Annotated in this window: 28 protein-coding genes; 14 read left to right on the top strand and 14 right to left on the bottom strand. The window is 43.8% G+C overall.

Annotated features, from left to right (window positions below; all coding sequences use genetic code 11):
- Positions 1-46 precede the first annotated feature (46 nt).
- Positions 47-1,435, bottom strand: coding sequence for a PAS domain-containing protein (locus tag DLD82_RS15140; protein ID WP_109941955.1), 1,389 nt, complete (start codon positions 1,433-1,435; stop codon positions 47-49).
- A gap of 344 nt (positions 1,436-1,779) precedes the next feature.
- On the opposite strand from DLD82_RS15140, the gene acs reads away from it, so the two are divergent.
- Both acs and DLD82_RS15130 read left to right on the top strand, forming a co-directional pair.
- Positions 1,780-3,669, top strand: a complete 1,890-nt coding sequence (gene acs / locus DLD82_RS15135; protein ID WP_109941954.1) for an acetate--CoA ligase — start codon at positions 1,780-1,782, stop codon at positions 3,667-3,669.
- A gap of 22 nt (positions 3,670-3,691) precedes the next feature.
- Positions 3,692-4,948 carry an L-lactate MFS transporter gene (locus DLD82_RS15130; protein ID WP_245920468.1) on the top strand — a complete coding sequence of 419 codons (1,257 nt, stop codon included), beginning with the start codon at positions 3,692-3,694 and terminating at the stop codon, positions 4,946-4,948.
- 28 nt (positions 4,949-4,976) lie between these two features.
- On the opposite strand, the gene DLD82_RS15125 is transcribed toward DLD82_RS15130, so the two are convergent.
- The 3 genes from DLD82_RS15125 to DLD82_RS15115 all read right to left on the bottom strand — a co-directional run bounded on the left by DLD82_RS15125 (position 4,977) and on the right by DLD82_RS15115 (position 7,366).
- Positions 4,977-5,165, bottom strand: coding sequence for a hypothetical protein (locus DLD82_RS15125; RefSeq protein WP_109941953.1), 189 nt, complete (start codon positions 5,163-5,165; stop codon positions 4,977-4,979).
- A gap of 25 nt (positions 5,166-5,190) precedes the next feature.
- Positions 5,191-5,442 carry a DUF7123 family protein gene (locus DLD82_RS15120; RefSeq protein WP_109941991.1) on the bottom strand — a complete coding sequence of 84 codons (252 nt, stop codon included), beginning with the start codon at positions 5,440-5,442 and terminating at the stop codon, positions 5,191-5,193.
- Between the two features lie 85 nt (positions 5,443-5,527).
- Positions 5,528-7,366 (bottom strand): DHH family phosphoesterase, encoded by a 1,839-nt coding sequence (locus DLD82_RS15115; RefSeq protein ID WP_109941952.1) that lies wholly within the window; start codon positions 7,364-7,366, stop codon positions 5,528-5,530.
- Positions 7,367-7,702: 336 nt separating this feature from the next.
- On the opposite strand from DLD82_RS15115, the gene DLD82_RS15105 reads away from it, so the two are divergent.
- The gene (locus tag DLD82_RS15105) at positions 7,703-8,245 is read left to right on the top strand and encodes a flagellin (RefSeq protein WP_109941950.1); all 543 of its coding nucleotides are present in this window, start codon (positions 7,703-7,705) and stop codon (positions 8,243-8,245) included.
- An 87-nt stretch (positions 8,246-8,332) separates the two neighbouring features.
- On the opposite strand, the gene rnz is transcribed toward DLD82_RS15105, so the two are convergent.
- From rnz to DLD82_RS15085, 4 genes are read right to left on the bottom strand one after another with little or no spacing between them, the layout of a single operon-like run.
- Positions 8,333-9,283, bottom strand: coding sequence for a ribonuclease Z (rnz, locus tag DLD82_RS15100; protein ID WP_109941949.1), 951 nt, complete (start codon positions 9,281-9,283; stop codon positions 8,333-8,335).
- On the bottom strand, positions 9,274-10,044 hold the full coding sequence (locus DLD82_RS15095) for a sugar phosphate isomerase/epimerase family protein (protein ID WP_109941948.1): 771 nt from the start codon (positions 10,042-10,044) through the stop codon (positions 9,274-9,276). The genes rnz and DLD82_RS15095 overlap by 10 nt, the downstream gene beginning before the upstream one ends.
- Positions 10,041-10,589: a dephospho-CoA kinase gene (locus tag DLD82_RS15090; RefSeq protein WP_109941989.1), complete on the bottom strand. Its 549-nt coding sequence runs from the start codon at positions 10,587-10,589 to the stop codon at positions 10,041-10,043. Before DLD82_RS15090 ends, DLD82_RS15095 begins: the two co-directional genes overlap by 4 nt.
- A complete protein-coding gene (locus DLD82_RS15085; protein ID WP_245920467.1) occupies positions 10,543-11,289 on the bottom strand; it encodes an anaerobic ribonucleoside-triphosphate reductase activating protein in 747 nt (248 codons plus the stop codon). The genes DLD82_RS15090 and DLD82_RS15085 overlap by 47 nt, the downstream gene beginning before the upstream one ends.
- Positions 11,290-11,434: 145 nt before the next feature.
- Here DLD82_RS15085 and thiC point away from each other — a divergent pair, with 145 nt between their 5' ends.
- Positions 11,435-12,715, top strand: a complete 1,281-nt coding sequence (thiC, locus tag DLD82_RS15080; RefSeq protein WP_109941947.1) for a phosphomethylpyrimidine synthase ThiC — start codon at positions 11,435-11,437, stop codon at positions 12,713-12,715.
- A 58-nt stretch (positions 12,716-12,773) separates the two neighbouring features.
- On the top strand, positions 12,774-13,193 hold the full coding sequence (locus tag DLD82_RS15075) for a secondary thiamine-phosphate synthase enzyme YjbQ (RefSeq protein ID WP_109941946.1): 420 nt from the start codon (positions 12,774-12,776) through the stop codon (positions 13,191-13,193).
- A gap of 81 nt (positions 13,194-13,274) precedes the next feature.
- On the opposite strand, the gene DLD82_RS15070 is transcribed toward DLD82_RS15075, so the two are convergent.
- Positions 13,275-13,538 carry a UPF0147 family protein gene (locus DLD82_RS15070; RefSeq protein ID WP_109941945.1) on the bottom strand — a complete coding sequence of 88 codons (264 nt, stop codon included), beginning with the start codon at positions 13,536-13,538 and terminating at the stop codon, positions 13,275-13,277.
- A 63-nt stretch (positions 13,539-13,601) separates the two neighbouring features.
- On the opposite strand from DLD82_RS15070, the gene DLD82_RS15065 reads away from it, so the two are divergent.
- Entirely contained in the window at positions 13,602-14,003 is a 402-nt protein-coding gene (locus DLD82_RS15065; protein WP_109941944.1) for an Sjogren's syndrome/scleroderma autoantigen 1 family protein, read from the top strand.
- On the opposite strand, the gene DLD82_RS15060 is transcribed toward DLD82_RS15065, so the two are convergent.
- Positions 13,973-16,225: a DEAD/DEAH box helicase gene (locus DLD82_RS15060; RefSeq protein WP_109941943.1), complete on the bottom strand. Its 2,253-nt coding sequence runs from the start codon at positions 16,223-16,225 to the stop codon at positions 13,973-13,975. The two genes, DLD82_RS15065 and DLD82_RS15060, sit on opposite strands and share 31 nt — an antisense overlap.
- A complete protein-coding gene (glyS, locus tag DLD82_RS15055; RefSeq protein ID WP_109941942.1) occupies positions 16,225-17,943 on the bottom strand; it encodes a glycine--tRNA ligase in 1,719 nt (572 codons plus the stop codon). Before glyS ends, DLD82_RS15060 begins: the two co-directional genes overlap by 1 nt.
- 252 nt (positions 17,944-18,195) lie before the next feature.
- Here glyS and DLD82_RS15050 point away from each other — a divergent pair, with 252 nt between their 5' ends.
- The 6 genes from DLD82_RS15050 to DLD82_RS19455 all read left to right on the top strand — a co-directional run bounded on the left by DLD82_RS15050 (position 18,196) and on the right by DLD82_RS19455 (position 21,449).
- Complete coding sequence (locus DLD82_RS15050; RefSeq protein ID WP_109941941.1) at positions 18,196-18,807, top strand: helix-turn-helix domain-containing protein; 612 nt, start codon at positions 18,196-18,198, stop codon at positions 18,805-18,807.
- A gap of 7 nt (positions 18,808-18,814) precedes the next feature.
- Entirely contained in the window at positions 18,815-19,468 is a 654-nt protein-coding gene (locus DLD82_RS15045) for a metal-dependent hydrolase (RefSeq protein WP_109941940.1), read from the top strand.
- Positions 19,469-19,724: 256 nt separating this feature from the next.
- The gene (locus DLD82_RS15040; protein WP_146199827.1) at positions 19,725-20,330 is read left to right on the top strand and encodes a hypothetical protein; all 606 of its coding nucleotides are present in this window, start codon (positions 19,725-19,727) and stop codon (positions 20,328-20,330) included.
- 413 nt (positions 20,331-20,743) lie between these two features.
- Positions 20,744-21,067 (top strand): histone family protein, encoded by a 324-nt coding sequence (locus tag DLD82_RS15035; protein ID WP_109941938.1) that lies wholly within the window; start codon positions 20,744-20,746, stop codon positions 21,065-21,067.
- 155 nt (positions 21,068-21,222) lie between these two features.
- Positions 21,223-21,348, top strand: a complete 126-nt coding sequence (locus DLD82_RS19370) for a hypothetical protein (protein ID WP_281268016.1) — start codon at positions 21,223-21,225, stop codon at positions 21,346-21,348.
- Entirely contained in the window at positions 21,303-21,449 is a 147-nt protein-coding gene (locus tag DLD82_RS19455) for a DUF2117 domain-containing protein (RefSeq protein ID WP_342764575.1), read from the top strand. Before DLD82_RS19370 ends, DLD82_RS19455 begins: the two co-directional genes overlap by 46 nt.
- 68 nt (positions 21,450-21,517) lie before the next feature.
- Here DLD82_RS19455 and DLD82_RS15025 read toward each other — a convergent pair whose 3' ends face one another.
- Positions 21,518-22,600 carry a hypothetical protein gene (locus DLD82_RS15025; protein ID WP_109941936.1) on the bottom strand — a complete coding sequence of 361 codons (1,083 nt, stop codon included), beginning with the start codon at positions 22,598-22,600 and terminating at the stop codon, positions 21,518-21,520.
- 241 nt (positions 22,601-22,841) lie between these two features.
- Positions 22,842-23,213, bottom strand: a complete 372-nt coding sequence (locus DLD82_RS15020; protein ID WP_109941935.1) for a tetratricopeptide repeat protein — start codon at positions 23,211-23,213, stop codon at positions 22,842-22,844.
- A gap of 146 nt (positions 23,214-23,359) precedes the next feature.
- Between DLD82_RS15020 and DLD82_RS15015 the strand changes: the two genes are divergently transcribed.
- Positions 23,360-23,914, top strand: coding sequence for a class I SAM-dependent methyltransferase (locus DLD82_RS15015; RefSeq protein ID WP_109941934.1), 555 nt, complete (start codon positions 23,360-23,362; stop codon positions 23,912-23,914).
- Positions 23,911-24,489, top strand: coding sequence for an HD domain-containing protein (locus tag DLD82_RS15010; RefSeq protein WP_109941933.1), 579 nt, complete (start codon positions 23,911-23,913; stop codon positions 24,487-24,489). Before DLD82_RS15015 ends, DLD82_RS15010 begins: the two co-directional genes overlap by 4 nt.
- Positions 24,490-24,540: 51 nt before the next feature.
- Here DLD82_RS15010 and DLD82_RS15005 read toward each other — a convergent pair whose 3' ends face one another.
- Complete coding sequence (locus DLD82_RS15005; RefSeq protein ID WP_109941932.1) at positions 24,541-25,875, bottom strand: hypothetical protein; 1,335 nt, start codon at positions 25,873-25,875, stop codon at positions 24,541-24,543.
- Positions 25,876-25,903 lie beyond the last annotated feature (28 nt).

Below are 25,903 nucleotides of genomic sequence, written 5' to 3'. Positions count from 1 at the left end.
AATTAACGATATTGGTAGATTGATAGAACCCTGCTATCAATGCTGGTTACCTGATTTCCCTTGCGATGGAACAAAAAAGAGTCATGGGCCCTGCTTTAATAAATGTCCGCGATAAGTCAACCGGGATGATAGTCCCGTCCTTACGCAGATGAGTTGACACAACTCTTGATATCCCGGATTCCTCCTCTGATTTTTCCCACATGGTCTGCCAGAGAGAAAGGGTAATCTCCTGATTTATTTGAAAGACAGAAATTTGTTTGATTTCTTCTTTTGAATATCCGAGTAGTCTGCAACTACTTTCATTTGCCCGCCAGAGAGAACCAGACTGCTCAAATAGAAGAATCGAATCGGAAGCATGATCAAATGCCGCTTCTATAATGAGAAGTTCACGTTCGATTCGTTCCCGCCGTGCAATCTCTTTCATGAGGTCCTGGTTGGCCTGTCTCATCTCCTTTGTTCGTTGTTTGACAAGGGCCTCGAAACTCGCATGAAATGTATTTAACTGCTCTTCCAGGTGGTGCTCTTTCGAAATATCGTGGCCAACTGCAAGGTACCCGGTTAACGTTCCATCCTCTGCAAAAAGGCCTCGATAAGTCCATTCTTCGTACGCTACCATTCCGTCAGGCTGAATCGCTTTAAACGAAATTGTCTGGATTGGTGAATGGGGGGTGACTTCCTGTTTTAACCTGGTCAGTCTTTCAAGGTCCTCATGTGATATTACCGGTTCATAGGGAAAACCCAGCAATTCCTTTGGGTTTCTATCCATGCGGGTGCAAAAAGGGGCATTAACTCGTTTTAAAATCCCGTCCGGATTACATGTGAACATAAATTCCGATAGATCATCAGAGACGGATTTGAGTTCCTTTTCACAAATTTCAGCCTCACGAAGGGCACTATAAAGGAGTGTTTTATCTTCGATGAGAAATGCACAACCTGCTCTCCCATCATCAAATACAATGGGAATAATTCGGACATGCAAATTTTTTGAAATTTTTTTATCAGCTATCGTGAGATCAAAAGATGCTGGATTACCAAGGACAGCACGCTTGCACATCTCCGGTATTGATTCCTTTATGAGGGGTGAAAGGATGGCGTCTGTCAGTTCCTTTCCTGTGATATCGCCTGTAATGTCACATATTTCCTGAATATCGCCGGAATATTCCCTGACAATTAGTCTGGCGGTAAACAGGATATATGAACCCTCAAAAAAGGTACGGATGATTGATGCAGGTATCCTGCATGAGGGATGATAAACTTTAGAGGTTCCCATTATCCGAAGATCAACATCTCCCTTCATCTGCAGCATATCCAGATATTTTGCCGCTGTAGTCCGGTGGAGCTGTAATTCTCGTGCTATATCTGTTATTGAAAGTCCTTGTGATGATACATGTAATAAATCCTTAATAGCACGGATTTCATCATAATCTCCGATCATGAATTAGTTCTCCCCGACCCTCTCTCTTGCAGATGGATAAATGTCGTACATATTCTAACGAGTTCCATGCCGATAAAGATTACTTTATTATTTTTGATTTTGAAAAACTGTGCCTGAATACTATTATCTAATTTTTTTTCGATAAATTTTAGTTTTAATGATAAATTAAAGGTCTTTTAATGTTTAACTAATTTGTACAACTAATACAAAAAGTTATACCTGCCGCTATCGTTTAATCATTTGATGCTTAGCATATCCTATCTGAACTGCTATCGAAGCATACGGAGTTCTCTCCATGAAATCACTCATGTCAAACCATTTATGAAAATTAAAGGAGGGGGATAATGTCAGAAAATTTCGAAGTAAAAGTAGATTCAAAATCATACATCCCTGATCCGGCTTACCGGGAACAATCGTTTCTGGGGGATTATAAAGCCGTTTATAAGGAATTCATTCAGGATCCAGACGAGTTCTGGAGCAGGATGGCTAAGGAAATTGAATGGATAAAACCCTGGACAAAGGTCCTTGAGTGGAACCATCCCTACGCACGGTGGTTTACCGGTGGAACACTCAATATCACCACGAGTTGTCTCGACCGCCATGTCAAAGAAGGCAGACGGAATAAACTGGCCCTGATCTGGCGTGGCGAGGATGGTGAAGAACGGGTATACACATACCGACAGCTCCACCGGGATGTCATGCGATTTGCAAATGCTCTAAAAAAAATTGGGGTTCAAAAAGGGGACCGGATATGCTTTTACATGCCACTTGTTCCGGAACACATCATCGCTCTCCTTGCCTGTGCACGTATTGGTGCCATTCATTCCATTGTGTATGCCGGGTTTGGCGCAGAGGCCTTACATTCAAGAATCCGGGATGCTGAAGCGAAAGTAGTTATAACGGCAGATGTCGGCAAACGGAGGGGAAAAGTAATCTCTCTTCGCAGTATTGTAGATGATGCAGTCCGGAATGCTCCAAGTGTAGAGAAGGTGATAGTTCTTTGTCGGGAAAAGTGTTCGGTAGAACTATATTCTGAGATGGAAGAGGATTTTTACAGCCTTCTGGAGGGGGTAAGTGCTGATTGCTCTCCGGAAGAGATGGATGCAGAAGAGCCCCTCTTTATTTTGTATACCAGTGGTACAACCGGAATGCCAAAAGGCATTGTCCATTCCTGCGGCGGGTATGCTACGGGAGTTCACTATACAGCAAAATATCTGTTTGATCTGAAGGAAAATGATGTCATCTGGTGTACTGCAGATACTGGCTGGATTACCGGGCACAGTTACATCGTTTATGGGCCCCTCTCCGTCGGAGCAACAGTGGTAATTACCGAGACAACTCCTGACTGGCCAGACCCGGGTATCTGGTGGAGCATCATTGAAGAGCTGGGTGTTACTCTTTTTTACACCGCTCCAACGGCAATCCGGATGTTTATGAGGGTGGGAGAAGAATGGCCGAATAAATATAATCTGGATTCACTCCGGATTATCGGTTCGGTTGGAGAACCGTTAAACCCTGAAGCTTTTGAGTGGTATTACCGAGTCATAGGCAAAATGCGATGCCCGATCCTGGATACCTGGTGGCAGACCGAGACTGGTATGCACATGATTACTACTCCTCTTGGGGAACCGATGAAACCGGGTTTTGCGGGAGTTCCAATTCCTGGCATTATCGCAGATGTGGTGGACGAAGAAGGTAATAGTTTGCCTCCGGGGCAAGGTGGTCTGCTGGTAATAAAAAAGCCCTGGCCTTCAATGATGCGGACAGTATACCGCAACGATGAACGATACAAGAAGTACTGGAACCAGATTAAAGACTATTATGCTGCCGGTGATCTTGCAGTAAAGGATGAAGATGGGTACTTTATGATCCTGGGTAGAGCTGATGACATCATCATCGTAGCTGGTCACAACCTGGGAACTGCAGAAGTTGAGTCTGCTCTTGTCGAACATGAAGCAGTCGCCGAAGCTGCAGTCATCGGTGTTCCGGATGAAATTAAGGGGCAGGCGGTTAAAGCATTTGTCATTCTTGTCAAGGGATATACGCCCAGCCAGAAACTGGTTTCAGAACTCACTTATCATGTCAGGATGAGTATCGGACCGATTGCGATGCCGGCGGCAATTGAATTTGTTGATACACTTCCCAGAACCAGATCCGGAAAAATCATGCGTCGAATACTGAAAGCAAAAGAGATGAACATGGATCTTGGAGATACTTCAACATTAGAGGAGTAATGGGTCACACCGCGGGGATATCATGACTGAAAAACAAACCACGGAAAGCAGAATTGATTGTAGAATTTGGGGCATGGAAGCAGAAAAAGGAAGATGGATCCTGATTTTTATGGGGATGGCCATCAACCTTTGTCTTGGGAGTGTATATTCCTGGAGCGTTTTTGTAGGGCCTCTTACTGAGTATTTCACAAAAAATCTCGGAGAAGCGGTTACTGCCGGAGAGATCCTGATGCCCTTCTCAGTATTTCTGGCCTTTTTTGCAATTGCTATGCCACTCACCGGCAAATATCTCGACACCTATGGTCCACGAAAGATTATCATAGCCGGGGGAATTCTTACCGGCCTTGGATGGATTCTGGCATCCTATGCAACTTCAGTACTCATGTTGTTCATCCTTTACGGGTTTATCGGGGGTCTTGGAGTAGGAATAGCATATGGTGCACCAGTTGCAGCAGCAGCCAGGTGGTTCCCTGACCGTCGCGGTTTTGCCGTAGGGCTTGTCCTCCTTGGTTTTGGGTTTTCGGCATTTATTACCGCAAATCTGGCCGGGTACCTCATTACCCTCACTGGTGTCATGGGAACTTTCCGGATATTTGGATTCATCTTTATCATTCTCACAGTTCTTCTTGCACTACCCTTCAAATTTCCTCCGGTTGGATGGATTCCGAAGGGATATTCCGGACCAGCCTGCACAACTGAAGTCTGTTCTCTGGACCTTCGCTCTATGGTCAGAACAGGGCGGTTTTATGCCCTCTGGATCTGTTATTTCATCGGCTGCCTGGCAGGTCTTATGGCAATTTCCATTGCGAAACCAGTTGGAGCGGAAGTCGTTGGAATTGAAGCGGCACTGGGAACCCTGCTGGTTGGGTTTTTTGCGATTTTTAATGGTGGGGGAAGACCGGTTTTCGGGGCCCTGACCGATAAAATCAATCCGGGAAATACTGCAGTACTTTCATTTCTCCTGATTGGGGGAGCATCTCTTCTGCTTGGCCTTTTTCCGTCTGTTCCGGTTTATATCTTTGCTTTTGCCCTGCTTTGGGGGTGTCTGGGCGGATGGCTTGCAATTGCTCCGGCATCAACAGCCAGGTTTTTTGGAACATCCGACTATCCACGCTGTTATGGAGTAATTTTCCTGGCATACGGGGCCGGGGCAATTGCTGGTCCGCAGATTGCAGGATATATCAGAGAAGTAACCGGTTCATACCAGGGTGTTTTTCCGGTTGTAGCCGTCCTGGCAGCGTTTGGATTAATAGTGGCTTTTTTCTTGAAAGAAAAATAAATCCACTTTTTGCAAGAAAAAGAAATGTTCAGACTTTTTCAACAGTGATTCTGACCCGGTCTCCGGCCTGTAATCCATGACCTTTTGGGACATCGATGTTAAACCAGAGGACTTTTGGATCATCCTGGGTATTGTCCTGGGACATCAGACAGTCTTTAAATTCGTTGATGTCACCGACAAATTCCAGATCAGATTCAAATGATACAATCTCTTTCATAATACAATAACTTGGAAAAAAGAATTTAATTTTTTACCGGGGAAACCATCCAGGTGGTGCTATTGGAATAACTCCACTTGACTATGGTAAGTTCCTGGCAGATTTCTGCAAGAATTGCCATATTGGTTCCCACTTCCTTGGAAGATAATCCCAGGTCTTTAGCAATATACTTAGACTTGAAATAATGTCTTCCGGATTCGAGACCTTTTCTGAGATAAGTTACCAGTCGCGATTGCGTCTCGTTATACTTTTCTCTAAATTTTAAGTGTGATGGCATTATTTGTCCTCCATCAGCGTACTTTACACATTCCATTGCAGGGATTTAAACTTACCTTAATTATCATGATTTATCATGACCAATATCAGGCCGTTGGAAATGCTCCTATTTTTTCAGAAAGGCGGGCAATGACCTCTTCTCTCATCCCTTCCACAAACTTGATACTTCCGACAACAAGGTGACCCCCTCCATTCACTCCGGCTCCTGGCATCTCTTCACGGAGTTCGCGAACCATCTGGGGGATATTCATCAGAACACCACGTGAGCGGAGCACAACAAAATCAGGTCCAAATCCGAGGGTTACTACCGGTTCAGGGCTGTGCTGCTTACATAATCTGTCATGGACCTCACCGCATGTTTTTCCTGGTGGCGGGAAGGTAAACTTGTGAGCATGGATCTCCACATCAATCTTGAAAAGATGCGCTCCGTTTGGAAGAGTAGAGGATATGACATGCGGCATACAGGTTTTGACCTGTTCATCGATGGCAAATTCAGCTTCAGCTACCAGGAGAGAAACCATGTTCCGGTACCGGTCATGATCCCCATTGAGGTCCAGAATATCCTTTATTAGTTCTTTACCGTCATTAAACCTGAGATAGAACTGAATGTAATCAAGGGCCAGAGCAATTTTTCTGCAGTCCTCTTCACTGTATTGATCCGCAACAAGGTCAAGGTATTGTTGGCGTTCTGGTGCCTCACTCCTGTCTGCAACTCCGGCAACTCCGGCGATATGGCGTATCTGATTATCAACCTTTGGGAAGATAAGTCGTGCAATTTCAGTCCCGAGCATCCCGGCAGTAATCCCATAGTCACCATCCACGTGGTACGGGTTCACGTGGGCAACGAGATACTGGTCTACTATCTCATCCGGGTGATGATGATCAAAGACAATCATGGGAATGCCATAAACCTTTGCCATCTTCATCGCCGGAAGATCCTCCTCGGTTGACCCGTTATCGGTCAGCATGATAAGGGGCATCTTCTGGCCGAACCTGATATTATCTCTGGTTGCGTAGTCAAGGTCTCTGACTATGTCTTCAATCTCGTAGAATGGAGCTTTAGATGGTGCCCGTTTGAACAGGTAATTAGCGGTATCATAATCTCCACCTGAATCATTGATGAGTGCAACAACTGCCTGCTCAATGGCAACTGCAGAACAGATACCGTCTGCATCGGCATGATGGCGGAGAAGAATTGGCTGGGCAGTGAAGATTGCTTTCCTGATTTCTTTAGCAATTTTGCGCATCTCCGGGAGCAGTTTTTCAAGAACCGGACTATCAATGAGAAGGGGAATATCTGCAGGTTGTGCTCTGTCTTCTATTGCTTGTTCTATCCGATTAAGAACCTCTTTTGCTTCTGCCCCATGCAAAGCCTCAAGTCTGGAAAGTTCCACCTGGACCTGACCTCCCCGCATCATAACATCACCGGTAGCCCGGACAGTATCTCCCTGATTTACTTCAGGAAATGCTCTTTTACCTGCTTCGATAAACCCAGCAGCGTTTTCTGTGCCGCTTTCATCGACAAGCGTAAAAATCGTGGGGCCGGAAGTCTGTTTTACCTGTGCAACCTGGCACTCAAGAGTTACTGTCCTGCCTACTTTCTTTTCGAGTTCCTCGAGTCTTGTGGTTTTTCGTTTGCATACAACCGGCTGGATCTGATAGGATGTAATGACGATCTCTTCAAGGTCAATATTTCCATTATCACGGATATTTCCAACCCTGACAATGACAGTATCTCCCTCCCGGTGATTCATCAGCATGTTTGATTTATGGATGAGTCCTTTGATCGAACTATTGAGGAATACAAACGCTCCAAAATTCGCAAATCCCTGTATTGTTCCGGTATATGTCTTACCGATGACGATGTCTGTAATACTGCACCCATCGCCTAAGCTGTAAACTATTGTCTCTGTTCCTGTTGGCATATTATTCACCAAAGTGATATCCGGCCCGTCAGCCGGCAGCAGGAATTAGAAAATTCTGCTCCATTGAAGGCGGAATGTAACGTATCGCGTCAGAAGAATACCGTTCCATATTATGGGACGGTTCATATGAGTAGAAAAGTATCATCCTTTCTCCTATTTCAGGAGATCCATCATATGAGAAAATGTCCTTAGAAATTTTTCTGTTCTCTTTTACCATTCAAATCAATTTCGAAATAATTTAATTATTAAAAATTTAAGTAAAAAGTAGTTACATTATGTAATGCCTAAACTCGTACGGGCATCTGCATCTTATTCTCCAAATGGGGGGGGAATAATATGGGGTCAAAAGCATCAAAATTTAAAAGTAATGCATTTAGTGATAATGCATTCAGTGGCCTGGAAGCGGCTATCGTGCTTATTGCATTCATCGTTGTAGCAGCCGTTTTTAGTTATTCTTTGATTGGTTCCGGATTTTTTGCATCTGCAAAAGCTCAGGCGGCAACAGGCGCAGGAGTAAAACAAGCAACATCCAATGTTGTTGTGGATGGTTATTTATACGGGACAATGGATTCCGGAAAATTGAAAGTTCTTGATTTTCTTATCATTGTTCCTGAAGGGAATGAACCCTGTTCTCTTTCTGACATTAGGTATATCTACTCACATGATGGAAGTTCTCCCCAGGAAATTACGGGAACATCTCCTTCTGGAATTACCTCCGTTACATCAGATCAATCAGTACAGGTTAGTTTAGATAATTTGGGAGGGCCTGCCGCTGGAGGGACATTTACTCTTGAATTAAAACCAAAATTTGGAGCAAGTCTCTTATTGACCAGAAAACTGTCAGATGGGTATACTGGAGGAGTAATTCTTACTGCCTAAAAAAAGGTTTTTGTTTTCTCTATTAACTATTTTTTTGATTTTCCTGACGATTGGGTACCCTTTTTTAACGTGCTGACTATCGTTTTCCTATTCATTTCTGAATGGAATGTCAATGATATCCAGGTCATTCGGAGCAAATATCTCCCCTGAAAAATGGGTTTTTGCATCAGTAACGTGTGTTTCTGTAGAGGTATACCTGGTACTGAAATGAAAGAGGGCAAGCCGGTGGGCTTTTAGTGTCTCTGCGACCATCCCTGCCTCTGATGCTGTTGCATGCATAAATTCTTTTGCCCGTTCTACTTCCTGATGGTCAAAAGTTGCATCATGGATAAGAAGGTCAGCATCTTCTCCGATATCACCAAGTTCTGAAAGAACCGGCCTAGTATCCCCGGTATAAATCACCTTTCTTCCGGACCTGAGGGGACCCATAACCATTTCGGGAGAAATAATTCGTTCTTCACCATCCACTGTGATTGTTACATCAGAACCTCTCTGAAGTTTACCAAAAAGGGGTCCGGGTCTGATACCCAGTTCAATGGCTTTTTCCCGGTTAAAACGACCTGGTCTCATATTTTCTTCAAAAATGTATCCTACTCCCGGAATACCATGGTCAGCATCAAAAACCCGGATTGAATATCCATCGTATATGAGAATATCTCCAGACTTTACTTTTACAGATTCTACCGGAAATCCAAGTCTGGTCCGGCAGAGGCGGGTAATATCGATTACCATATCGTGGACACAATCCGGACCTACGATGGTCAGTGGCTGTTCCCTTCCGTTAAATGACATGGTCTGAAGAAGGCCGACAACCCCGAGAAAATGATCTGCATGCCAGTGAGAAATATATATCACTTCAGGAGAAAACCCTGCACGCGCTTTCATCATCTGACGCTGAGATCCCTCGCCGCAGTCAAAGATGAGATCATGAGATCCCCACTTCAGGAGGATACAGGGCAGGTTTCGTGATATTGTAGGTAGTGCTCCAGAAGTGCCAAGAAAAAAGACCTGCAGGGTTTCTCCGGAAATTATTTCCACCCCCGGATTTCAGAAAATGAACGCTTTGCTTCAGGAATGGATCGTCCCTCCACGACAACAACTCCCTGGTAATTTTTCATAATTGCATTTGAAACACGATTCCAGTCAATGTTTCCTTCTCCAATCGGAAGATGTTCATCTGACTTTCCATGGTTATCATGAATGTGGATGTGAGAGGCTAAGGGAAGCACTTTTAAAAAATCTTTAACTTTTCCCATGGTATTTGCATGACCAAAGTCAATGGTCATGGAGACACCTTCAATCCCTTCAATAATGCCAAGGATTTCTTCAGGGTACCGGCAAAGAAAATCCGGGATATCCGGCATATTCTCAAGACATGCAACCACACCGTATTCAGTTGCAGCTTTTCCAACCTCTTTCATCGCATCTTTCTGGAGCTGCCAGATCTTATCTGGAACCAGTTTTCCTGTGCAGGAGAGATAACCCGGGTGGATGGTAACCCGGTTAGTAATTTCTGAGGATAGCCTGATGCATTCAGTCAGTTGTCTGACCGTTTCCCGCCAGATTGGATCATTGATAGCTGCCGGGTTTAAGTCTCCGTAGGGGGCATGAACAGTAATGTCAAGATTTGTTGATTGCAATGTTTCCACAACCATTTCGTACTGACCCTTTTTACTGAAATGGTAATTTCCGTCAGCACAGACCTCCCAGCCATCAAAACCGGATTCTTCGATCCCATAAATCCATGAAATATCATCCCAGACCTTAGCTGACGATCCAAAAAAAAACCGGATGCTCATGCTCCCTCTCTCATCCTTGTCAGATATTCCCTTACTTTATCTCTGAACTCTTCACGTGTTCCATTATTGTCAATTCTGACTGATGCAAGACCCATTGCCTTTCCAAGACCAAAAGAACACTCACGTTCATCCCGTGCGATAAGTTCGCTGATATTCATCAGGTCATCTGATCTGCCACGCTCTGAAAGTCTGGCAAACCGTGTTTCAAAGGGTGCCTCTATGGAAATAAGAGAGAATTCCGGAAATGCCTGTGAAAACTCGGTAACTTCAGCATCTCCTCTTACGCCATCAACAAGAATTACTTTTTCTCGTTGTCTTTGTATGGTCGGAACACAAACATGGGCAATTGCTGCCATTCCGTATTGTTCTCTGAGTTTTCGCGCAACGATTCCCATACTTTCATCAGTTGGTGGCAGGCCCTGATTTGAAACTTCCGCTCTTATTACATCCCCCATTACCACAACTGGTATCCCAAGTTCCTGAGCAACGGTTGAAAATTCACCCTTCCCTGATCCCGGCATCCCCACAACTGCTATTACCTTCATATGATATTTCTCCATCACTCCTCGTGCGAATTCTGACCCTGCGATTTATTGTATCAGCAATTTTTTTCAAATCATGAATATCAAGAGGTCTGATTCCTATGTACACTCCCTGTTGAAGGACTAAATCCACATCCGGAGCAACATCGCGCGATATTGTCATAACCTCCTCACCATATCCAGGGAACAGGGTTGTTACCACCTCAAAACCGGGGAGGGTTCCGGCATGATATGCTGCAGTACAAAGTGTCAGTGATTCTTTAACCTGTTTTCCAACCGCCCGTTCCTTTCCTCTCACGGTATACAAGTTCCACTCGGCTTTGATATCGAGGGCGATATGATCAATCAACCGCTTTTCGATAAGTTTTCGGATAACATCCGGATATACACCATTTGTATGAAGTCCGTTTTTCAGCCCCATTGACTTACAATATTCCGCCAGTGAAAAAAGCGCAGGTGGTTGCATCGTTGCTTCTCCCCCGGAAAAAATGACGCCACTGATGAGTAAAGAAGATGAACGGATAAGATCCTTGATTTCCTCGATTGGTCTCTTATCTTCACCGGTCAGAATAGTATGGTTATGGCAATACCAGCATTTAACCGGACACCCCCTGAAAAAAATGACGCAAACAGACCTCCCTCGCCAGTCTACCGTGCTAAGCGGGACAAATCCTCCAAAGTTTATATGTATTGATTCAGTCACTTCTTATGATATTTTGATCTCCCTGCTATAGAACATTCAGGGTGAAATGAGGCATAAGCAATATTTCTTGTTTTCCAATAAACAAAAATTGCCTCTTTTTAGTAAAAAAGAGCCTTTATGTATCTTCTTATGGAACATATAGGCTATGTCAATAGTCGAGGATGCAAGAAAAGGCATCATCACCGAAGAAATGAAGGTTGTAGCAGCCCAGGAAGGCGTTACTGAAGACTTTATCCGGAGGGGCATTGCAACTGGTCAGATTGTAATTCCGGTATCACCATATAGAAAAGTTAAACTCTGTGGTATCGGAGGAGGTCTGAAGACCAAGGTGAACTGTTCTGTCGGGACTTCCACCGATATTGTTGACGTTGATATGGAAGTTGAAAAGGTAAAAGCAGGTGAGCGTGCCGGTGCTGACACCATTATGGAACTTTCAACAGGTGGAGACTTTGTTGAGGTTAGGAGACGCTGCATTGAGGCAACTTCCCTTTCCGTCGGGTCAGTTCCATTATACCAGGCTTTTATCGAAGCTGCCAGGAAAGATGGTGCTGTCATTCACATGAGAGAGGATGACCTTTTCAGGATTACTGAAGAGCAGGCAAAACTTGGTACCAACTTCATGGCAATCCACACCGGAGTAAATCGAATTACTCTTGACCGTCTTCAAAGACAGGGAAGGCATGGTGGTCTCTGTTCCCGTGGAGGTGCATTCCTTACCGCATGGATGCTCCACAATGACAAGGAAAACCCTCTGTATGCGGAGTTTGATTACCTGTGTGAGATTCTGAAAGAACATGAAGTAACTCTTTCAACCGGAAATGGGATGCGGGCAGGGGCAATACATGATGCAACTGACCGTGCACAGGTTCAGGAACTCATCATCAATACTGAACTTGGTGATCGTGCCCATGAGATGGGTATCCAGGTAATTATCGAAGGTCCCGGTCATGTTCCCCTTGACCAGGTGGAGACCAATGTCCGGCTTATGAAACGTATGTCCGGAAACAAACCCTTCTATATGTTAGGCCCGATTGTTACCGACATTGCTCCAGGATATGATGATCGCGTATCCGCTATTGGTGCAGCCATGTCCTCGATGTATGGTGCTGACTTCATCTGCTATGTCACTCCTGCTGAGCATCTGGCCTTGCCAAATCCGGAAGAAGTTTACGAAGGAGTCATCTCCAGCAGGATTGCGGCGCATGTTGGTGACATGATTAAACTTAAAAAGACCGAGCAGGATCTGGCCATGGGTCATGCACGCCGTGATCTTGATTGGGAAGCTCAGTATAATCTGGCCATCAATCCCTCCCGTGCACGACAGATCCGAAATGAGCGTGCTTCTGCAGACACAGACGCCTGTACGATGTGCGGTGATTATTGTGCATTAAAGATAGCAAACAAGGTTATCAAAAAACTTGACTGATATCTGCACCTGACTTTACCAAAAGATCTTTTTTTCCCGGAATGCGACTGTTAAGACAATGGTAATTTCCGGAAGTATCACTCTTTCCACCAGGGGTGAAGGAGATATTATAGATATCACCGACAGAGTGCAGGAGTTAGCCCGCTCATCCGGTGTTAAAACTGGCATCTGTCATATTTTTGTTACTGGGTCAACCGCAGCAATAACCACGATTGAATATGAATCCGGGGTTCTAAAAGATCTCTCCCGGGCATTGTCGGTATGTGCTCCATCTGATATTACGTATGCACATGACAGTCGGTGGGGTGACGGGAATGGCCGTTCCCACGTAAAAGCTGCCATGATCGGTCCTTCATTGACAGTACCGGTAAGGGACAGCGCGCTTGTTCTTGGGACCTGGCAACAGATAGTCCTTCTTGAACTTGATACAAGGCAAAGACGGGACAGGCACCTGATGGTGACTGTTATAGGAGAGTAACTTTTGGAAAGCATATTCTCCACCGTACATAAAAGGCTCTGGAGAAGAGTTTACTCTCCTCCGAAAACAGAATGTGCGTGATTAATCGAGCGGTACAGTCTCAAGTTGTGAGACCAGTTCCCAGACGCGGGTGCGTGCATGGACAGGCATATTCGGATCGCTACTGATTTCATCAATCTTGGAAATTGCTTCTGCTGCCCGAAGACCGAGCTGGCGATCCTGGTTTTGAAGAATAGTGCGGGTTTCGTCTGCTACACGGCGTATATTTCTGGGTATCGTGCCATCATCAATAATGGCGGATAACATCTGAATACAGATATCGATGGTTTGTTCTGGAGTTGGCATATTATCACCTGCTGGAACCTTCGCTTATAAGTAGACCCCCACCCCATAAAACAGTACTGACCGATGACTCCTATAAAAAGTCCTGATGAAATAATGGCAGAGTACCTCTTAAAGGGAGGGAAAATGCTTGCAAAGACCTGTTCTGTTTGTCATTCTCCCCTTTTTGAATATAAAGGAGAAACTCTTTGTGTAGTATGCAAAGAGGAGAATAAAGCCATGGGAAATGAACCTGGACCGATGTCAGGAACTGCTCCTATATCAGAACCTGCAACTTTTCAGTCTGGTAAGACTCAGGCACCCGGGGGACTTGAAGATGAATTTGCTATGACTCTCCGTGCTCTTCTAAAGGAAGCCCGTGAAGAGAAAGACAGCACCCGGATTCTTCATCTTATGGATGCAGTAAAGCATGGGGCCGAAGCATATGCTCTCCTCCTTTACGGGTACGGGCGACGGGATAATTCATAAATTATCTCTGCCTTTTTAATCCCTATACCTGGAACCTGTAGCAGGTCTTCTTTTTTGGCATCAATGACTGCCCTGATAGATCCAAAGGCGGTAAGAAGGGCACGTGCGTATTTTGGGCCCAGGTCCGGAAATGCACTCATGATTGCTTCCTGTGCTACGGCAAGGCTCTCATATGCTTCTTTCTGACCCGAACCGCGTTCCTTGTATCCGGTCTCTTCCTCTCGCCGTGCAAGGACAAGGAGAAGGTCTGCTGTGTCACCGGGATCCCTGGTCATGAAAATGGCGATTCCCATTGATACTGATATGGCTGCTAGTGCCCCTCGTATTGCATTCGGGTGGATATCTCTTTGGGAGTAAATATCTCCCCCTTCAATGAGAAGAACCGGTTTTGGACAGGCTCTGGCCATCTCTCTGAGCTGATCAAGAAGGTTCCGGTCGATTAGACTGTCAACAAAATCCCGGGATGTTTTTCGTTCGACAAGGATCCGCTCACCAATTTTATAATCTCCTTGAATCAACCGTTCAATCCTGATAATTGCTCCTGCCGATGAAAGATTTTCAGCAACTTTAGAGACCAGTTCCCGATCATCAATGATGATTTTCGGCCCCTCAAAGAACTCTTCCTGGACTACTTTTGCTTTCTGCAGTTCATCCGGGTCAAGTGGAAGAGCGGTCTGAAGGAGTTTTTTTTCATGGATTACAAGATCCTTCATCCCGGTCGTCATTGCTTTTTCACGTCGTCTTGACACTATCTGGAAAGTCTCATCAGATGTCTTTCTGGTGACAAGAACAATGATTCTCCCTGTTCCATGCCGCCCAGTCCTGCCCTTGCGCTGGATACTCCGGATTTCTGACGGGACCGGCTCATAAAAAATCACAACATCGGTTGAAGGGATGTCAAGGCCTTCTTCTCCAACTGAGGTTGCAACGAGTACCTGGAACTCTCCTTCCCTGAACCTGCCAATGGTTGCAATCTGTTTTTTTTGTGAAAGACCCTTCTCCTGATCTTTTGTAGCCTTGCCTACAAAACGTTCAGTGGAGATGCCTGCTGCCTGAAGGGTTTCAGTAATCATCTTCACAGTATCCCGGTAGGTTGCAAAAATTATGATGCGGCTATCTGGTGAATCTTCAAGGATTGACATCACCAGGTCTGGCAGAATAAGGAGTTTGGGATGACATTCCTCTTTCCAGTCTATAGATCTGTTTAACAGTCGCATAAACCTGGGATCGGATGCAATCCGCTTTGATGCCTTGGATCCTCCCGGAGCATTTCCCTCTGCCAGGAGTTTATTCAGGTAGTTTTTCAGGACCATACAGCCCTGTGATTCTGCAAGTCCGATAGCATGGCGCAGTTTCATAAGTTCTGCATGAATACTGGCGGCAGTAAATCCTGATGCATCCCGTTCAGCAATTTTCTGTTGAATGATTGCAGAGAGCTCCTGGAGAGCCTTCATTGACAGGGACGTCTGTTCGGTAACTGGAAAACCTGCCTGTTTTAACAGACTCATCCGGTCACTGACCAGGGCTTTCAGGTCTTCAAGAGATGCCTTAAGATCCAGAGGAAGGTCAACATGGATAACTTCCAGTTCTTTTTCATGAACATATGGGGATACATCAGGGTCAGTTTCGGTCCTGGTTTCAACATTTTTGATATGGAGGTTCTCCACGATATCAGCAATCTTCTCTTTGTTGCCACCCGGAGATGCCGTCATGGCAAGGATAAGTGGATCCTCTGCGGTCTCCATGTACCTATTCGCAAGAAAAACGTAGGCATAATTTCCTACCGCCCGGTGTCCTTCATCAACAATCAGGAGTGAGACATCCGTCAGGTCATACCTTCCGGCGATAATATCGTTTTTTATTACCTGTGGAGTTGCCAGGATGACTGATGCTGCCATCCAGTCTGTTGTTCGTTTCTCCGGAGATGATTCCCCGGTGAACATCGCGAATTTTGCTTCATCATCTCCCGGGATTGTAAGATGTGCTTTAAAATACCGCAGGTGCTGCTCCACAAGAGGCTTTGTCGGTGCCATCATGAGCACCCTGCCTCCATTCTGGTACAGCCGGGATGCAGCGACAATAAGTGCGATTGCAGTTTTTCCAAGACCCGTGGGAATCACTACAAGGGTGTTTTCCTCAAGGGCGCTCATGGAGATGGAGAACTGGTATGTCCGTTTCTCCATTGACTCCGGAGTAACAAAGGGATGGGAGATATATTCCATCAGATGAGTGAAGAGAATGAGCTTTTGCCCCTGATAAGGGCTGGGATCAGATCAGCTAACTGATCTTTTTTCACCCGCACCTGCTGCATGCTGTCCCGGTCACGCAGAGTAATAGTCTCATCTTCCAATGAATCGTAATCCACCGTCACAGCATATGGTGTCCCAATTTCATCCTGTCTCCGGTATCTGCGACCAATGGCTCCAGAGTCATCATATTCGGCAAGGACTCCCTGCATCTGAAGATTCCGGGTAATCTCTTTTGCCATGACATCAAGACCGTCGCGTGCCATGAGTGGGAATATTGCAACCTGAACCGGAGCAATCCGTGAGGGGAACCTCATTACTTTTCTGACTTCTCCCTCTACTTCTTCTTCATGGTAAGAGTGTTCAAGAACTGCATAGATCATCCGGTCAATTCCGTAACTGGGTTCGATAACATGAGGTCTTACATCAACACCCCGGACATCCACCTCCTGTTCTTTTATTTCATACAGTTCAGCGGGGACAAAGATCTCCTCTCCGTCAATAACCACGGTAGCACCATCCGGTCCTGGTGTTACCTCCTGGAGGGCATCTGATATGTCCTTTGCTTTTCCACGGTATTTTGGTCCGAGCACTCCCATATTAGCATTAATTACGCGTCTCATCTCGCGCTTTGGCTCATCATACTGGATATATGCGGTAAAGGAATCTCCACTCTTATCAGCATGAGCACGGAGGTCATAGTCAGTTCGATCAGCAATACCAACCGTCTCCACCCAGCCGAACCGTTCAGAATATATCTCTGCATCCCAGCAGTCTTCAGCATAATGAGCACGCTCATCAGGAAGGTGCTGGCGGAACCTGAGCCTTTCTGGAATAACTCCGACAGACACCAGGATCTCATGAGTCATTGCAAGGTAATAAGCGACATATTCGTTTGCAATAACTCCCTGTGCCACTGCATCTTTCATGGTGTATGTCTTTGCTTCAAGCTCTCCCAACTGCTGCTCTGAAGATAAAAGAGGAAATGCATAGTCTGAGTACCGGGAAAAGTTTGGATGTCCTTTCATTGCCGGGTGGACAAAGATCTCGGCTTCAGCCTGGGTAAATTCCCGAAGCCGGATCATACCCTGCCGTGGTGAGATTTCATTCCTGTATGATTTTCCTATCTGAACCGTTCCAAATGGAAGTTTATCCCGGTAAAAGCGGAGTAACCGGGTGAAATCAACAAATATTCCCTGTGCAGTCTCAGGCCTTAAATAACCGATTCTCTGGGATCCAGGTCCGATGGTTGTCTGGAACATCAGATTAAAGCTAAATACATCAACTTTTCCGAGAATTTTTTCACATGCCGGACAGGGGAGGCTGTTTATTTTTTCTGCCAGCATTTCACAGGAAAGGGTCGCTGCATTCGGAATATTATGTGCCTCTGCGACATGATCTGCCCGAAGATATTCTCCACACGCCGGACACTGGCACATCTTATCAGAAAATCCCTTTACATGTCCGGATGCTATATACATGGCTTCCTGGCCAATTGTCGGACATTCTATCTCGTAATAACCTTCTGATATAACATAGAACTGGCGCCAGAGGTCTTCGATACGGCGTTTGACAAGAGTGCCAAGAGGGCCGTAATCGATAAATCCTGCAACCGAGCCATAGCATTCTGTTGTTGGCCAGACAAACCCTCTGCGTTTTGCCAGATCCATCACATTATCAAAGACGTCACTCATCTGGGATCACAAACCGGAATACATAAAGCTCTCATCTACGATGAAGATTTTCTTCTGCACCTGCCCCGCCTCTGTCAGATACTTAAAACCCTGATATAGCTGAGCCGTGCTTAATGAGTTGCAACACTACACTTTTTTGTCTCATCTGGTATGTCCATATATAAGATTTCGGTCTTATTTCGCATAAAATCCAACAAACTTAAATAATTTCAGCGGTATCTATATCGGTATCCCTAATGTGTGTGATTCCCCATGCCTGAAGAGGTTGCAAAGAAAGAACAGTTGTTACAACTGTTTGCCAATATGACCGGCAACACAAAGATTGTGGAGCCGATGAAGAAGATCCATGGTACCCTTCGTGATAGCGATGCGGTTGAACGGGAGATAGCGTTAATCATGCGTGAACTCCTTGACCAGGGATTCTTCAAAACAAAATTAAGACCTATTCAGCTTGCTAAGCTGATTTGTGCTTATTATGGTGGGAAAAATGACACGGAGATTGCAAGAGAATTGGGAGATGAAAAACTCTCAAAGACTGTTGCCCGTGCCCGTGTCAGAATGAAACTCTTCCGTGAGCTTGATTTTAAAATGCCCTTTGACCGTAATCAGATGGAACATCTGCTCTTATCTGGTAAAACCATGAAGGAGATTAGCGAAGAACTGGGTATCAGTCCTTCAACCCTTCGGGAATACCGCCATGTTCTGGAGGCTATGGTTGACCGGGAGATGGATCATTACCTTGAACGGATCAGGGATGTCATGGAAGATCGTGACCTGACTGAAAGTATGACTTCCTCTGCCACGAAAGATGCCTTTGGCGAGTCAATTGATATCACAGAAGCAGAGCTGATTGATATCACCTGATTTTTTTATGAAGATAATCTATCCCGGACATGCATGTGTAATACTGGATGGTTCCAGACGTGTCCTCATCGATCCTTTTGTTCCTGAAGGAGAAATCCCGGTTCAACCTGACATTGTTGCAGTCACTCATGCTCATGCAGATCATATGGGTATTGTTGCATCCTTTTCTGTTCCGGTAGTATCAAATAATGAAATTGCTCATTATCTCCGGGGGAAAGGCTGCATTACTGAAGCGATGAATATTGGTGGAACCATTGTTGTTCAGGGTGTCACTTTTACCATGACCCAGGCACTTCATTCTTCATGGATTGAAGAAGAAGGGATTGGAATGTACGGTGGTTCTGCAGCCGGTTTTCTTATCACCATGGATGGAGTTACGGTTTATCATGCCGGTGACACCGGACTCTTTTCAGATATGAAACTCATTGGTGAGATCTATCATCCGGATGTTGCGCTGATTCCAATTGGGGGAAGATTTACTATGGGGCCACGAGAAGCGATGATGGCTGCAGAATTTATTGGTGCCCCGATTGTCATTCCAATTCATTACAATACCTTTGAGAAAATCAGTCAGGATGAGCAGGAGTTTGCAAGAGCAGTAAATGAAACAACAGATATCGAGGTCGTCATCGTGAAACCCGGCATGGAGTATACTCTCTGAACAATGGTATTGTTTAGTTCAGAGGACACTGCTTTTCACGGTGTATCTGGTTTATTGAGTTTATAGGTAAATTGAGATAGAATTTATATTCTTTTTCCTTTTTGGTTAATTTTTTTGTGGTCGAGACCTGATTCTGGTCCACTTATCTGCGTTGTTCGTGATTACTCTCTGATTCTTTTCTAATGATTGCTTTGCTATTCAATGATTTTATCATCTCACATGGTATAATCAAAGATCAGGAGGTATACCTGTTATTGTGTCTGGCAGATTGTTATCCGGGCAAGAGGAAGAGTTCAGGAAGTCACTTCTCAAAAAGTGGATCCGGGATCTCTCTCCATTAGATAGCAGGATCAGTGTTTTTACTCATATACGGGATATCCCGTATGCGATAATACCAGAATGGAAGAGTGCTGATGATACAATCCGGATGATGGTTATGGAAAACAAGGGGTGGTGTGGACCAAAACACCGCCTACTGATGTGGATGTTTGACCAGATGGGAATTAAAACTGAACCGGTCCTGATTCCGTTCAGATGGCAGGATCAACCTTTCAGATACCCTGAACTGATCCGGCAACTCCTCGTATTGCTTCCGGATAGCACCCATCTTTGCTGCAAGGCCTGCCTGGATAATCAATGGCATATCATTGATGCCACCTGGGATTCTGCTTTAATAAATGCAGATTTTCCGGTGAATTGTCGGTGGGATGGTATGTCTGATACAATTCCTGCAGTATCCGGGTTTTATCCTGTTGAAAAAAATCGTCTGCCTATCACGTCTCCAAAGGCCCCTTTTTACCAGATCAATTTTATCAAAGAATTAAATCGGTGGCTGGAAGAAGTAAGATTGAACCATAAATAAATTCATTATCATAGATTGTTACATCGTTAGTCAATAATTACTTTTTTTCGGGAAACGGTGAATAATCTGATAAAATTCTGTCTCTCGTATAATATAGCCGGGAGAAAAGATCTTAATAATTCTTCGGTATATTTGTACCGCTTTTATTTATTTTATCCCGATATCATTTGTAATTTTTTTCCTTCTGTTCAATCCCTTTAGGAAGAGGATGGTATATGGATATTTTATGAAAAATGAATCTTTCATATCTTCAAATCATAAAAAATAGAAATTTTCTACCATAATTTTTTTAATATCCTATTCATAATATAAATTAATCATGATGATGTTATTCCTGAAGGAACCTGGAACAACAATCCTGTATACGCAGTTTTCATGAACACGTGCAGCACATCATGATGGAATGAGGAAATATGGTAAGTAAAACAGTGCCAAAAACTGCATCTAAAAAACCTGGGAAATTGGCAGTAAAGGCAAAACAATCTACTTCAAAAAAGGCTGCTCCGGTAAAACCAAAAACTTCGGTCCGGGCGACAGATCTGCCGATCGCGGCAGTTGTCAGGATTGCAAAGGCAAATGGAGCTGAACGGGTCGGAAGTGATGGTGCCGAGCTCATTGTTCAGATGACTGAGGCATATCTCGGCAGACTGACGAAAGAAGCAAACAAAATGGCATCTCATGGGGGACGGAAGACAATCAAAGAAGAAGATGTCGAACTGGCTTCCCAAAACATTTAATCTTTTTATCCTGCCTGGATAGTTTACTGATACAAATTATTTCCTTTGTGTTGCATCGTATATACTCCCCTTTTTCTCTTATTTTGAATAAATTTTTCAATGAGTTATCCATAGATTCAGGAACCGGTCAGATACTTGTGTGAGGTTATGTAGATATGGAAATTGTCTCATATCTAGTCAAAAAACCGGATATTCATGTTTATCCGGTAAAGCACATCTGGCTTGCCCTCCGGAAATTCGCAGTATCGGTGGATGCCTTCCTGGAGAACTGGTTTTTGTAAATGGGATAATTATTGGTCACGCAACTGGTGAAGAAGCAGTCATCACTATCAGGAATTGTTTAAAAGAATTGCCCGATTATTCGGTCATATGGGAAGAATAGGTGGAAGAGAATATCAGAAAATTTGGGGAAAAGGGTGGATTTTTCACGGAGTGAAAAACTTATGCTTTTCACAATGTAAGCGGCGGACATGGTCCAAGATATGAGTCCAGATTTTTTCTGTCTGATACCTTTTGCTCTATTTCAGGAACATCACTGATTAGAATTTCAAGGAGAGGAGAAACTTCAGTTTCAAGCCCTGCGTTTTTAAAAATATTCAGCATGTCAAATAATTGATAGATGTCACCCCCGGTTTCCTGAATAAGGGTTTCAATATAGATTCGGTCAGATTTTTTATTACTTGAAAAAAAAGTGAGCAATCCTTCACCTATTGCATACAGAGCTCTATATCTCCGGATTCCTTCAAGGTTCAGGATAAGTTCCTGAAATACTCGTGGGTCCTGAGTAGTTACCGAATCGCGTAATCTGCTCATGGTTTTTTGTGCTCCGTCAGCGACTGCTCGAGCAACAACAAACCCGGTAAAAGCAGAATATTCACCGTCATACATGATTGCCTGAAGGATTGGATTTAGTAAAAGCCCAATCTGATAATGGAGTGAGGATGTGTGAAAATAAAGTTCAATATCCCGGTTTTCTGTTATGTCTAATTTGAACAGCAGATTAATCGCTTCTATTCTCTCACGAAGGAACAGTGAGGAGAGGCAGGTATAGGAGTCCGGGTCATCCAGAACATCAGCGTTCATGACACAGTTTTGAACTCCTGATTCTTTTAGAAGTTCTTTCCACAATTCGTATGCGGACTTTCTGTCCCCAAGTCTTGCTGAAGCGATGAAGGCACAAATCTTCTCATGAGATGTAACGGGGTTTTTAAGAAGATCCTGTAGTATCTCATTCATGCCGGATGAATCACCAATAACACCGCAATGAGCGGCATATCTGAGTTTTGGAAGGAGAAATGTGGGGTTATTCTGTATTTTGGACAGGAGTTCGAGTGCTTTTGCATCCTCACCAAGAATGGTAAGCAGTGATTCACAGTCAAGTATGAGTAGATGATCATCCTGGTTTTTTTCAAGCATTCTTTCATAATCTGAAAATATGGCAAGAATCAGGGATTTTGAAAGTTGACCGCAGATAAGGTCAAATGCATCTGAAAAATCTTCAACATTTTCACGGATTGAAAAGAGAGAACCCATCTCTTAATATTTGACCTTCAGGGAAAAGGATGTTTCATTCCGATATCATTATCGGTTTGGAAACATGAAAATCCAATCTTCTTATCATAGATGAAAAAGGCCGTTTTAACAAAAAGAAGAAAAGTTACGATATTTCGATTCCAAGTTCAAAAAAATGCAAATATTCATCCGGAATACCAGAAATTTTTTGATGTCGGTATAAGTGGTTTTTATAGAATGGCTTTGTAAGGAGAAACCGGTGTTATTTTTGCTCTTCTTTTATTTTTCTGAGGTGTAGTAATGCAAGGTAATGGTTTGGTTCAATTTTCAGAGCTTTTTCACAGTGTGTTTCTGCTTCTTGAAATTTACCCAGGTAAATAAGTGCTTCTGCTTTAGAAGTCAGGGTATCTGTATCATCAGGACAAGCCATTAGTACATGGTCAAATGCTTCATTCGCTTCCGCATATTTTTGTAGTTCCATATAGGCTGATCCTTTAAGGATCCATGTTTTGGTATCATCGGGGTTGATACTTAACCCTTTATCAAGATATGTAAGTGCATCTTCATGATAGCCTCCTGATAACAATGCAAATCCTTTATTGTAATATGCATCTACATCTCCCCTGGATCCCATAATGAATATTTCTCGTAATGAATAGATTATAATTTCTTTTTACCTGTAATGCTGACTCCTTTTATTTACTTAAATATTATGATGAAAAAACACAATTCGCCATAATTCTAGTGTATTGATATTGATTGAACAGGAAATATGTCTACATGGCCCATTCAGTATGCTCTGCAGAACGAGCCAGGATGCTAGATAATCCGCTCCGTTCTCTTCTTATCAGACCCAATCGTCTCCTGGCTCCTTATGTAAAACCAGGGATGACGGTTCTTGACATCGGGTGCGGACCCGGATTTTTTATCACTCCCTTAGCACAGCTTTGCGGACCTTCAGGTCGAGTTATCGCTGCTGACCTGCAACGCGAAATGCTGGACATGGTAGCAGAAAAAATAAACCGCCAGGGATTGGCTGACCAGGTTATTCTCCACCAGACATTGGCTGACTCAATAAATCTCCCTGATAAAAACTATGTTGATTTTGTGATTGCATTTCACATGGTCCATGAAGTTCCCCGTCCGGGAATTCTTTTTAGCGAGGTGTTCGATGTGTTAAAAAAAGGAGGAATATTCCTCCTCAGCGAGCCAAAAGGACATGTGAAAAAGGAAGAGTTTGATCAGGAATTAATCCATGCTAAAAACGCTGGGTTTACTTGTTTTTCAGATAAAAGTGGCCTGATGGAATACCAGATAATCTTAAAAAAGTCATGAATAAACTATTTATTTCCATGAAAGAGCATGTCAGAAAGACTCTTGTTGAACCAGGCTCACATGGATTTGACCACACCCTCCGGGTGACCCGGTTATGTGAAATTATCGGGAAAAATGAGAACGCTGATTTGAATATTCTCATTCCCGCCGCTCTTTTTCATGATATTGCGAGGCCTCTTGAAAAAAAGACAGGGATTTCTCATGAGATTGAAGGATCCAGGATAACTGAAGAATATCTTCAGAATATCGGTTATCCACGTGATTTAATTCCCTTTATCACCCATGCAATCAGAACCCACCGTTTCAGTTCAGATCTGGTCCCTGAAACATTAGAAGCGAAAATTCTCTCTGACGCAGACAAACTCGATGCAATAGGGGCCGTGGGAATTGCCCGGACATTTATATCCGCTGGTGAAAGACAGGGTGATATTACCGATGCTATGGATCATATCGATGAAAAACTCATAAAACTAAAATATATGATGTATACGAGAACCGGTGAAGAAATTGCCATAAGGCGGCATGAATACCTGTTTTCATTTGTCAGGACAATCCGGAAAGAAATGGAAGAGTGATAATTACTCAACCCGTGAGGACATATTTAATATTTTCTCAAAAATCAGAATTTACAGGTCAGTTTCTGTAGAAAATGATACTGCATTTTCATATGTGGATGTTGCTCCGTCCCCATTCCACACAGAAAGATCCAGCTGACCTGATGTAACTTCATCTGAAAGAGGAGCATTGATCTTCACCCTGATTTTTAATGTATTGTGCATGAGAACCGGCTTTGGTGTGAAAGAAAACCACTTGAGGTCTTCATTAGCAAGAAGGATTTCACATGGTTCCATCATCTGTTTTCCTGAAATGGTGATATCTTTTCCTTCATCCGGAGTCAGGAGTGGTGCATCGATGGATATTATCTCGGGATCAATAAGTCTGTCTGTTACTTCAAAAGGTACTGTTGCTTTTCCATCCCTGGTAGTAATCACCAGATCCCATATTCCCTGTTCAGCATCGGCGGGGATGTCAATCATGACCACTCCATATTTCTGGTTTTCTTCAAAACAGTAATTATATGCATCAATTCCCTGGTTATTTTTTACCAGGGTTACATAAACCGGGGATGCAAAATGATCTCCGTATACTTTTATACCCATGGTGTTTCCTGCCCCGCCACTATATGGGTAAATACTGGTAACATGAAGATTGCGTTCATTGATGATTTTTTCGCTCATTCCAGCATATTGTGTGTCAGTATTCTGCCTATCGGCTCCGGAATCCGGAGCAATGGTTATTTCAGGAGTCGGAATTTCAGTTGGGACTGGTGTATCCTCTTCAATGGTAGCATTGATGGAATTATTTTCATTATTGCCGATAATGGTCAGGTTAACAACTTTTGTCCGGAGATTAGTTCCGTTCACAAATGCTCTGACAGGATAAACACCCGGTTTTGCTGTATCCGGGATGGTCATGCTGATAATTCGTTTTGTATCCCGGTTGATAAGGTCAGGAACTTGTGATCCTACCCCTATTCCCAGGAGTTCAGAATCCGGAACAACCGGGAAATTCACTGTTTTATTCATAAATCTGGATGTATCAACTGACCAGACTCGGTCCTGTGTATTTTTCAGGACAGCCCCATCTTTTCCGGTTAGAGTCATTGCAGAAACGCTTAAATCAAGCAGACATTCGATTTCATCACCTGGTAAAATTTCATCTGGGACAAATTTTAAACTCCCTTTAAGTAAAAGAGTCCCTTGTGGAATTGGAGAATCCCCCGACCAGTTAGAAAATCCCTGACCATAATTTTCAAAGAAAGGACCATTGAAGATGATACCATTTTCTTGCTCTGTTACGGTTCCGTTTACTGGTAAGATAAGAAGAATCAAAAGAGAAAAGAAAACTGCTATATATTTTCTCTCTTTTTTTGAATTGCATTTTGCATACATAGGTTTCATCAGAGTTTCCTACCCTTATTTTGTTTTG

Source organism: Methanospirillum stamsii (genome assembly GCF_003173335.1).
Classification (GTDB): Archaea; Halobacteriota; Methanomicrobia; order Methanomicrobiales; family Methanospirillaceae; genus Methanospirillum; species Methanospirillum stamsii.
The sequence above is the reverse complement of the archived record's forward strand: the minus strand, read 5'-3'. Positions and strand labels throughout refer to the sequence as shown.

What these genes read in the sequence shown, in the direction of transcription:
- glyS (WP_109941942.1), bottom strand. Translation starts at nt 17,943, where the DNA reads ATGAGTGACGTCTTTGATAATGTGATGGATCTGGCAAAACGCAGAGGG.
- DLD82_RS15035 (WP_109941938.1), top strand. Translation starts at nt 20,744, where the DNA reads ATGGTAAGTAAAACAGTGCCAAAAACTGCATCTAAAAAACCTGGGAAA.
- acs (WP_109941954.1), top strand. Translation starts at nt 1,780, where the DNA reads ATGTCAGAAAATTTCGAAGTAAAAGTAGATTCAAAATCATACATCCCT.
- DLD82_RS15140 (WP_109941955.1), bottom strand. Translation starts at nt 1,435, where the DNA reads ATGATCGGAGATTATGATGAAATCCGTGCTATTAAGGATTTATTACAT.
- DLD82_RS15065 (WP_109941944.1), top strand. Translation starts at nt 13,602, where the DNA reads ATGACTCCTATAAAAAGTCCTGATGAAATAATGGCAGAGTACCTCTTA.
- DLD82_RS15115 (WP_109941952.1), bottom strand. Translation starts at nt 7,366, where the DNA reads ATGCCAACAGGAACAGAGACAATAGTTTACAGCTTAGGCGATGGGTGC.
- DLD82_RS15120 (WP_109941991.1), bottom strand. Translation starts at nt 5,442, where the DNA reads ATGCCATCACACTTAAAATTTAGAGAAAAGTATAACGAGACGCAATCG.
- thiC (WP_109941947.1), top strand. Translation starts at nt 11,435, where the DNA reads ATGTCAATAGTCGAGGATGCAAGAAAAGGCATCATCACCGAAGAAATG.
- DLD82_RS15060 (WP_109941943.1), bottom strand. Translation starts at nt 16,225, where the DNA reads ATGGAATATATCTCCCATCCCTTTGTTACTCCGGAGTCAATGGAGAAA.
- DLD82_RS15095 (WP_109941948.1), bottom strand. Translation starts at nt 10,044, where the DNA reads ATGAGCATCCGGTTTTTTTTTGGATCGTCAGCTAAGGTCTGGGATGAT.
- DLD82_RS15105 (WP_109941950.1), top strand. Translation starts at nt 7,703, where the DNA reads ATGGGGTCAAAAGCATCAAAATTTAAAAGTAATGCATTTAGTGATAAT.
- DLD82_RS19370 (WP_281268016.1), top strand. Translation starts at nt 21,223, where the DNA reads ATGGAAATTGTCTCATATCTAGTCAAAAAACCGGATATTCATGTTTAT.
- DLD82_RS15005 (WP_109941932.1), bottom strand. Translation starts at nt 25,875, where the DNA reads ATGAAACCTATGTATGCAAAATGCAATTCAAAAAAAGAGAGAAAATAT.
- DLD82_RS15010 (WP_109941933.1), top strand. Translation starts at nt 23,911, where the DNA reads ATGAATAAACTATTTATTTCCATGAAAGAGCATGTCAGAAAGACTCTT.
- DLD82_RS15045 (WP_109941940.1), top strand. Translation starts at nt 18,815, where the DNA reads ATGAAGATAATCTATCCCGGACATGCATGTGTAATACTGGATGGTTCC.
- DLD82_RS15075 (WP_109941946.1), top strand. Translation starts at nt 12,774, where the DNA reads ATGGTAATTTCCGGAAGTATCACTCTTTCCACCAGGGGTGAAGGAGAT.
- DLD82_RS15090 (WP_109941989.1), bottom strand. Translation starts at nt 10,589, where the DNA reads ATGAAGGTAATAGCAGTTGTGGGGATGCCGGGATCAGGGAAGGGTGAA.
- DLD82_RS15025 (WP_109941936.1), bottom strand. Translation starts at nt 22,600, where the DNA reads ATGGGTTCTCTCTTTTCAATCCGTGAAAATGTTGAAGATTTTTCAGAT.
- DLD82_RS15070 (WP_109941945.1), bottom strand. Translation starts at nt 13,538, where the DNA reads ATGCCAACTCCAGAACAAACCATCGATATCTGTATTCAGATGTTATCC.
- DLD82_RS15020 (WP_109941935.1), bottom strand. Translation starts at nt 23,213, where the DNA reads ATGGGATCCAGGGGAGATGTAGATGCATATTACAATAAAGGATTTGCA.
- DLD82_RS15130 (WP_245920468.1), top strand. Translation starts at nt 3,692, where the DNA reads ATGACTGAAAAACAAACCACGGAAAGCAGAATTGATTGTAGAATTTGG.
- DLD82_RS15125 (WP_109941953.1), bottom strand. Translation starts at nt 5,165, where the DNA reads ATGAAAGAGATTGTATCATTTGAATCTGATCTGGAATTTGTCGGTGAC.
- DLD82_RS15050 (WP_109941941.1), top strand. Translation starts at nt 18,196, where the DNA reads ATGCCTGAAGAGGTTGCAAAGAAAGAACAGTTGTTACAACTGTTTGCC.
- DLD82_RS15015 (WP_109941934.1), top strand. Translation starts at nt 23,360, where the DNA reads ATGGCCCATTCAGTATGCTCTGCAGAACGAGCCAGGATGCTAGATAAT.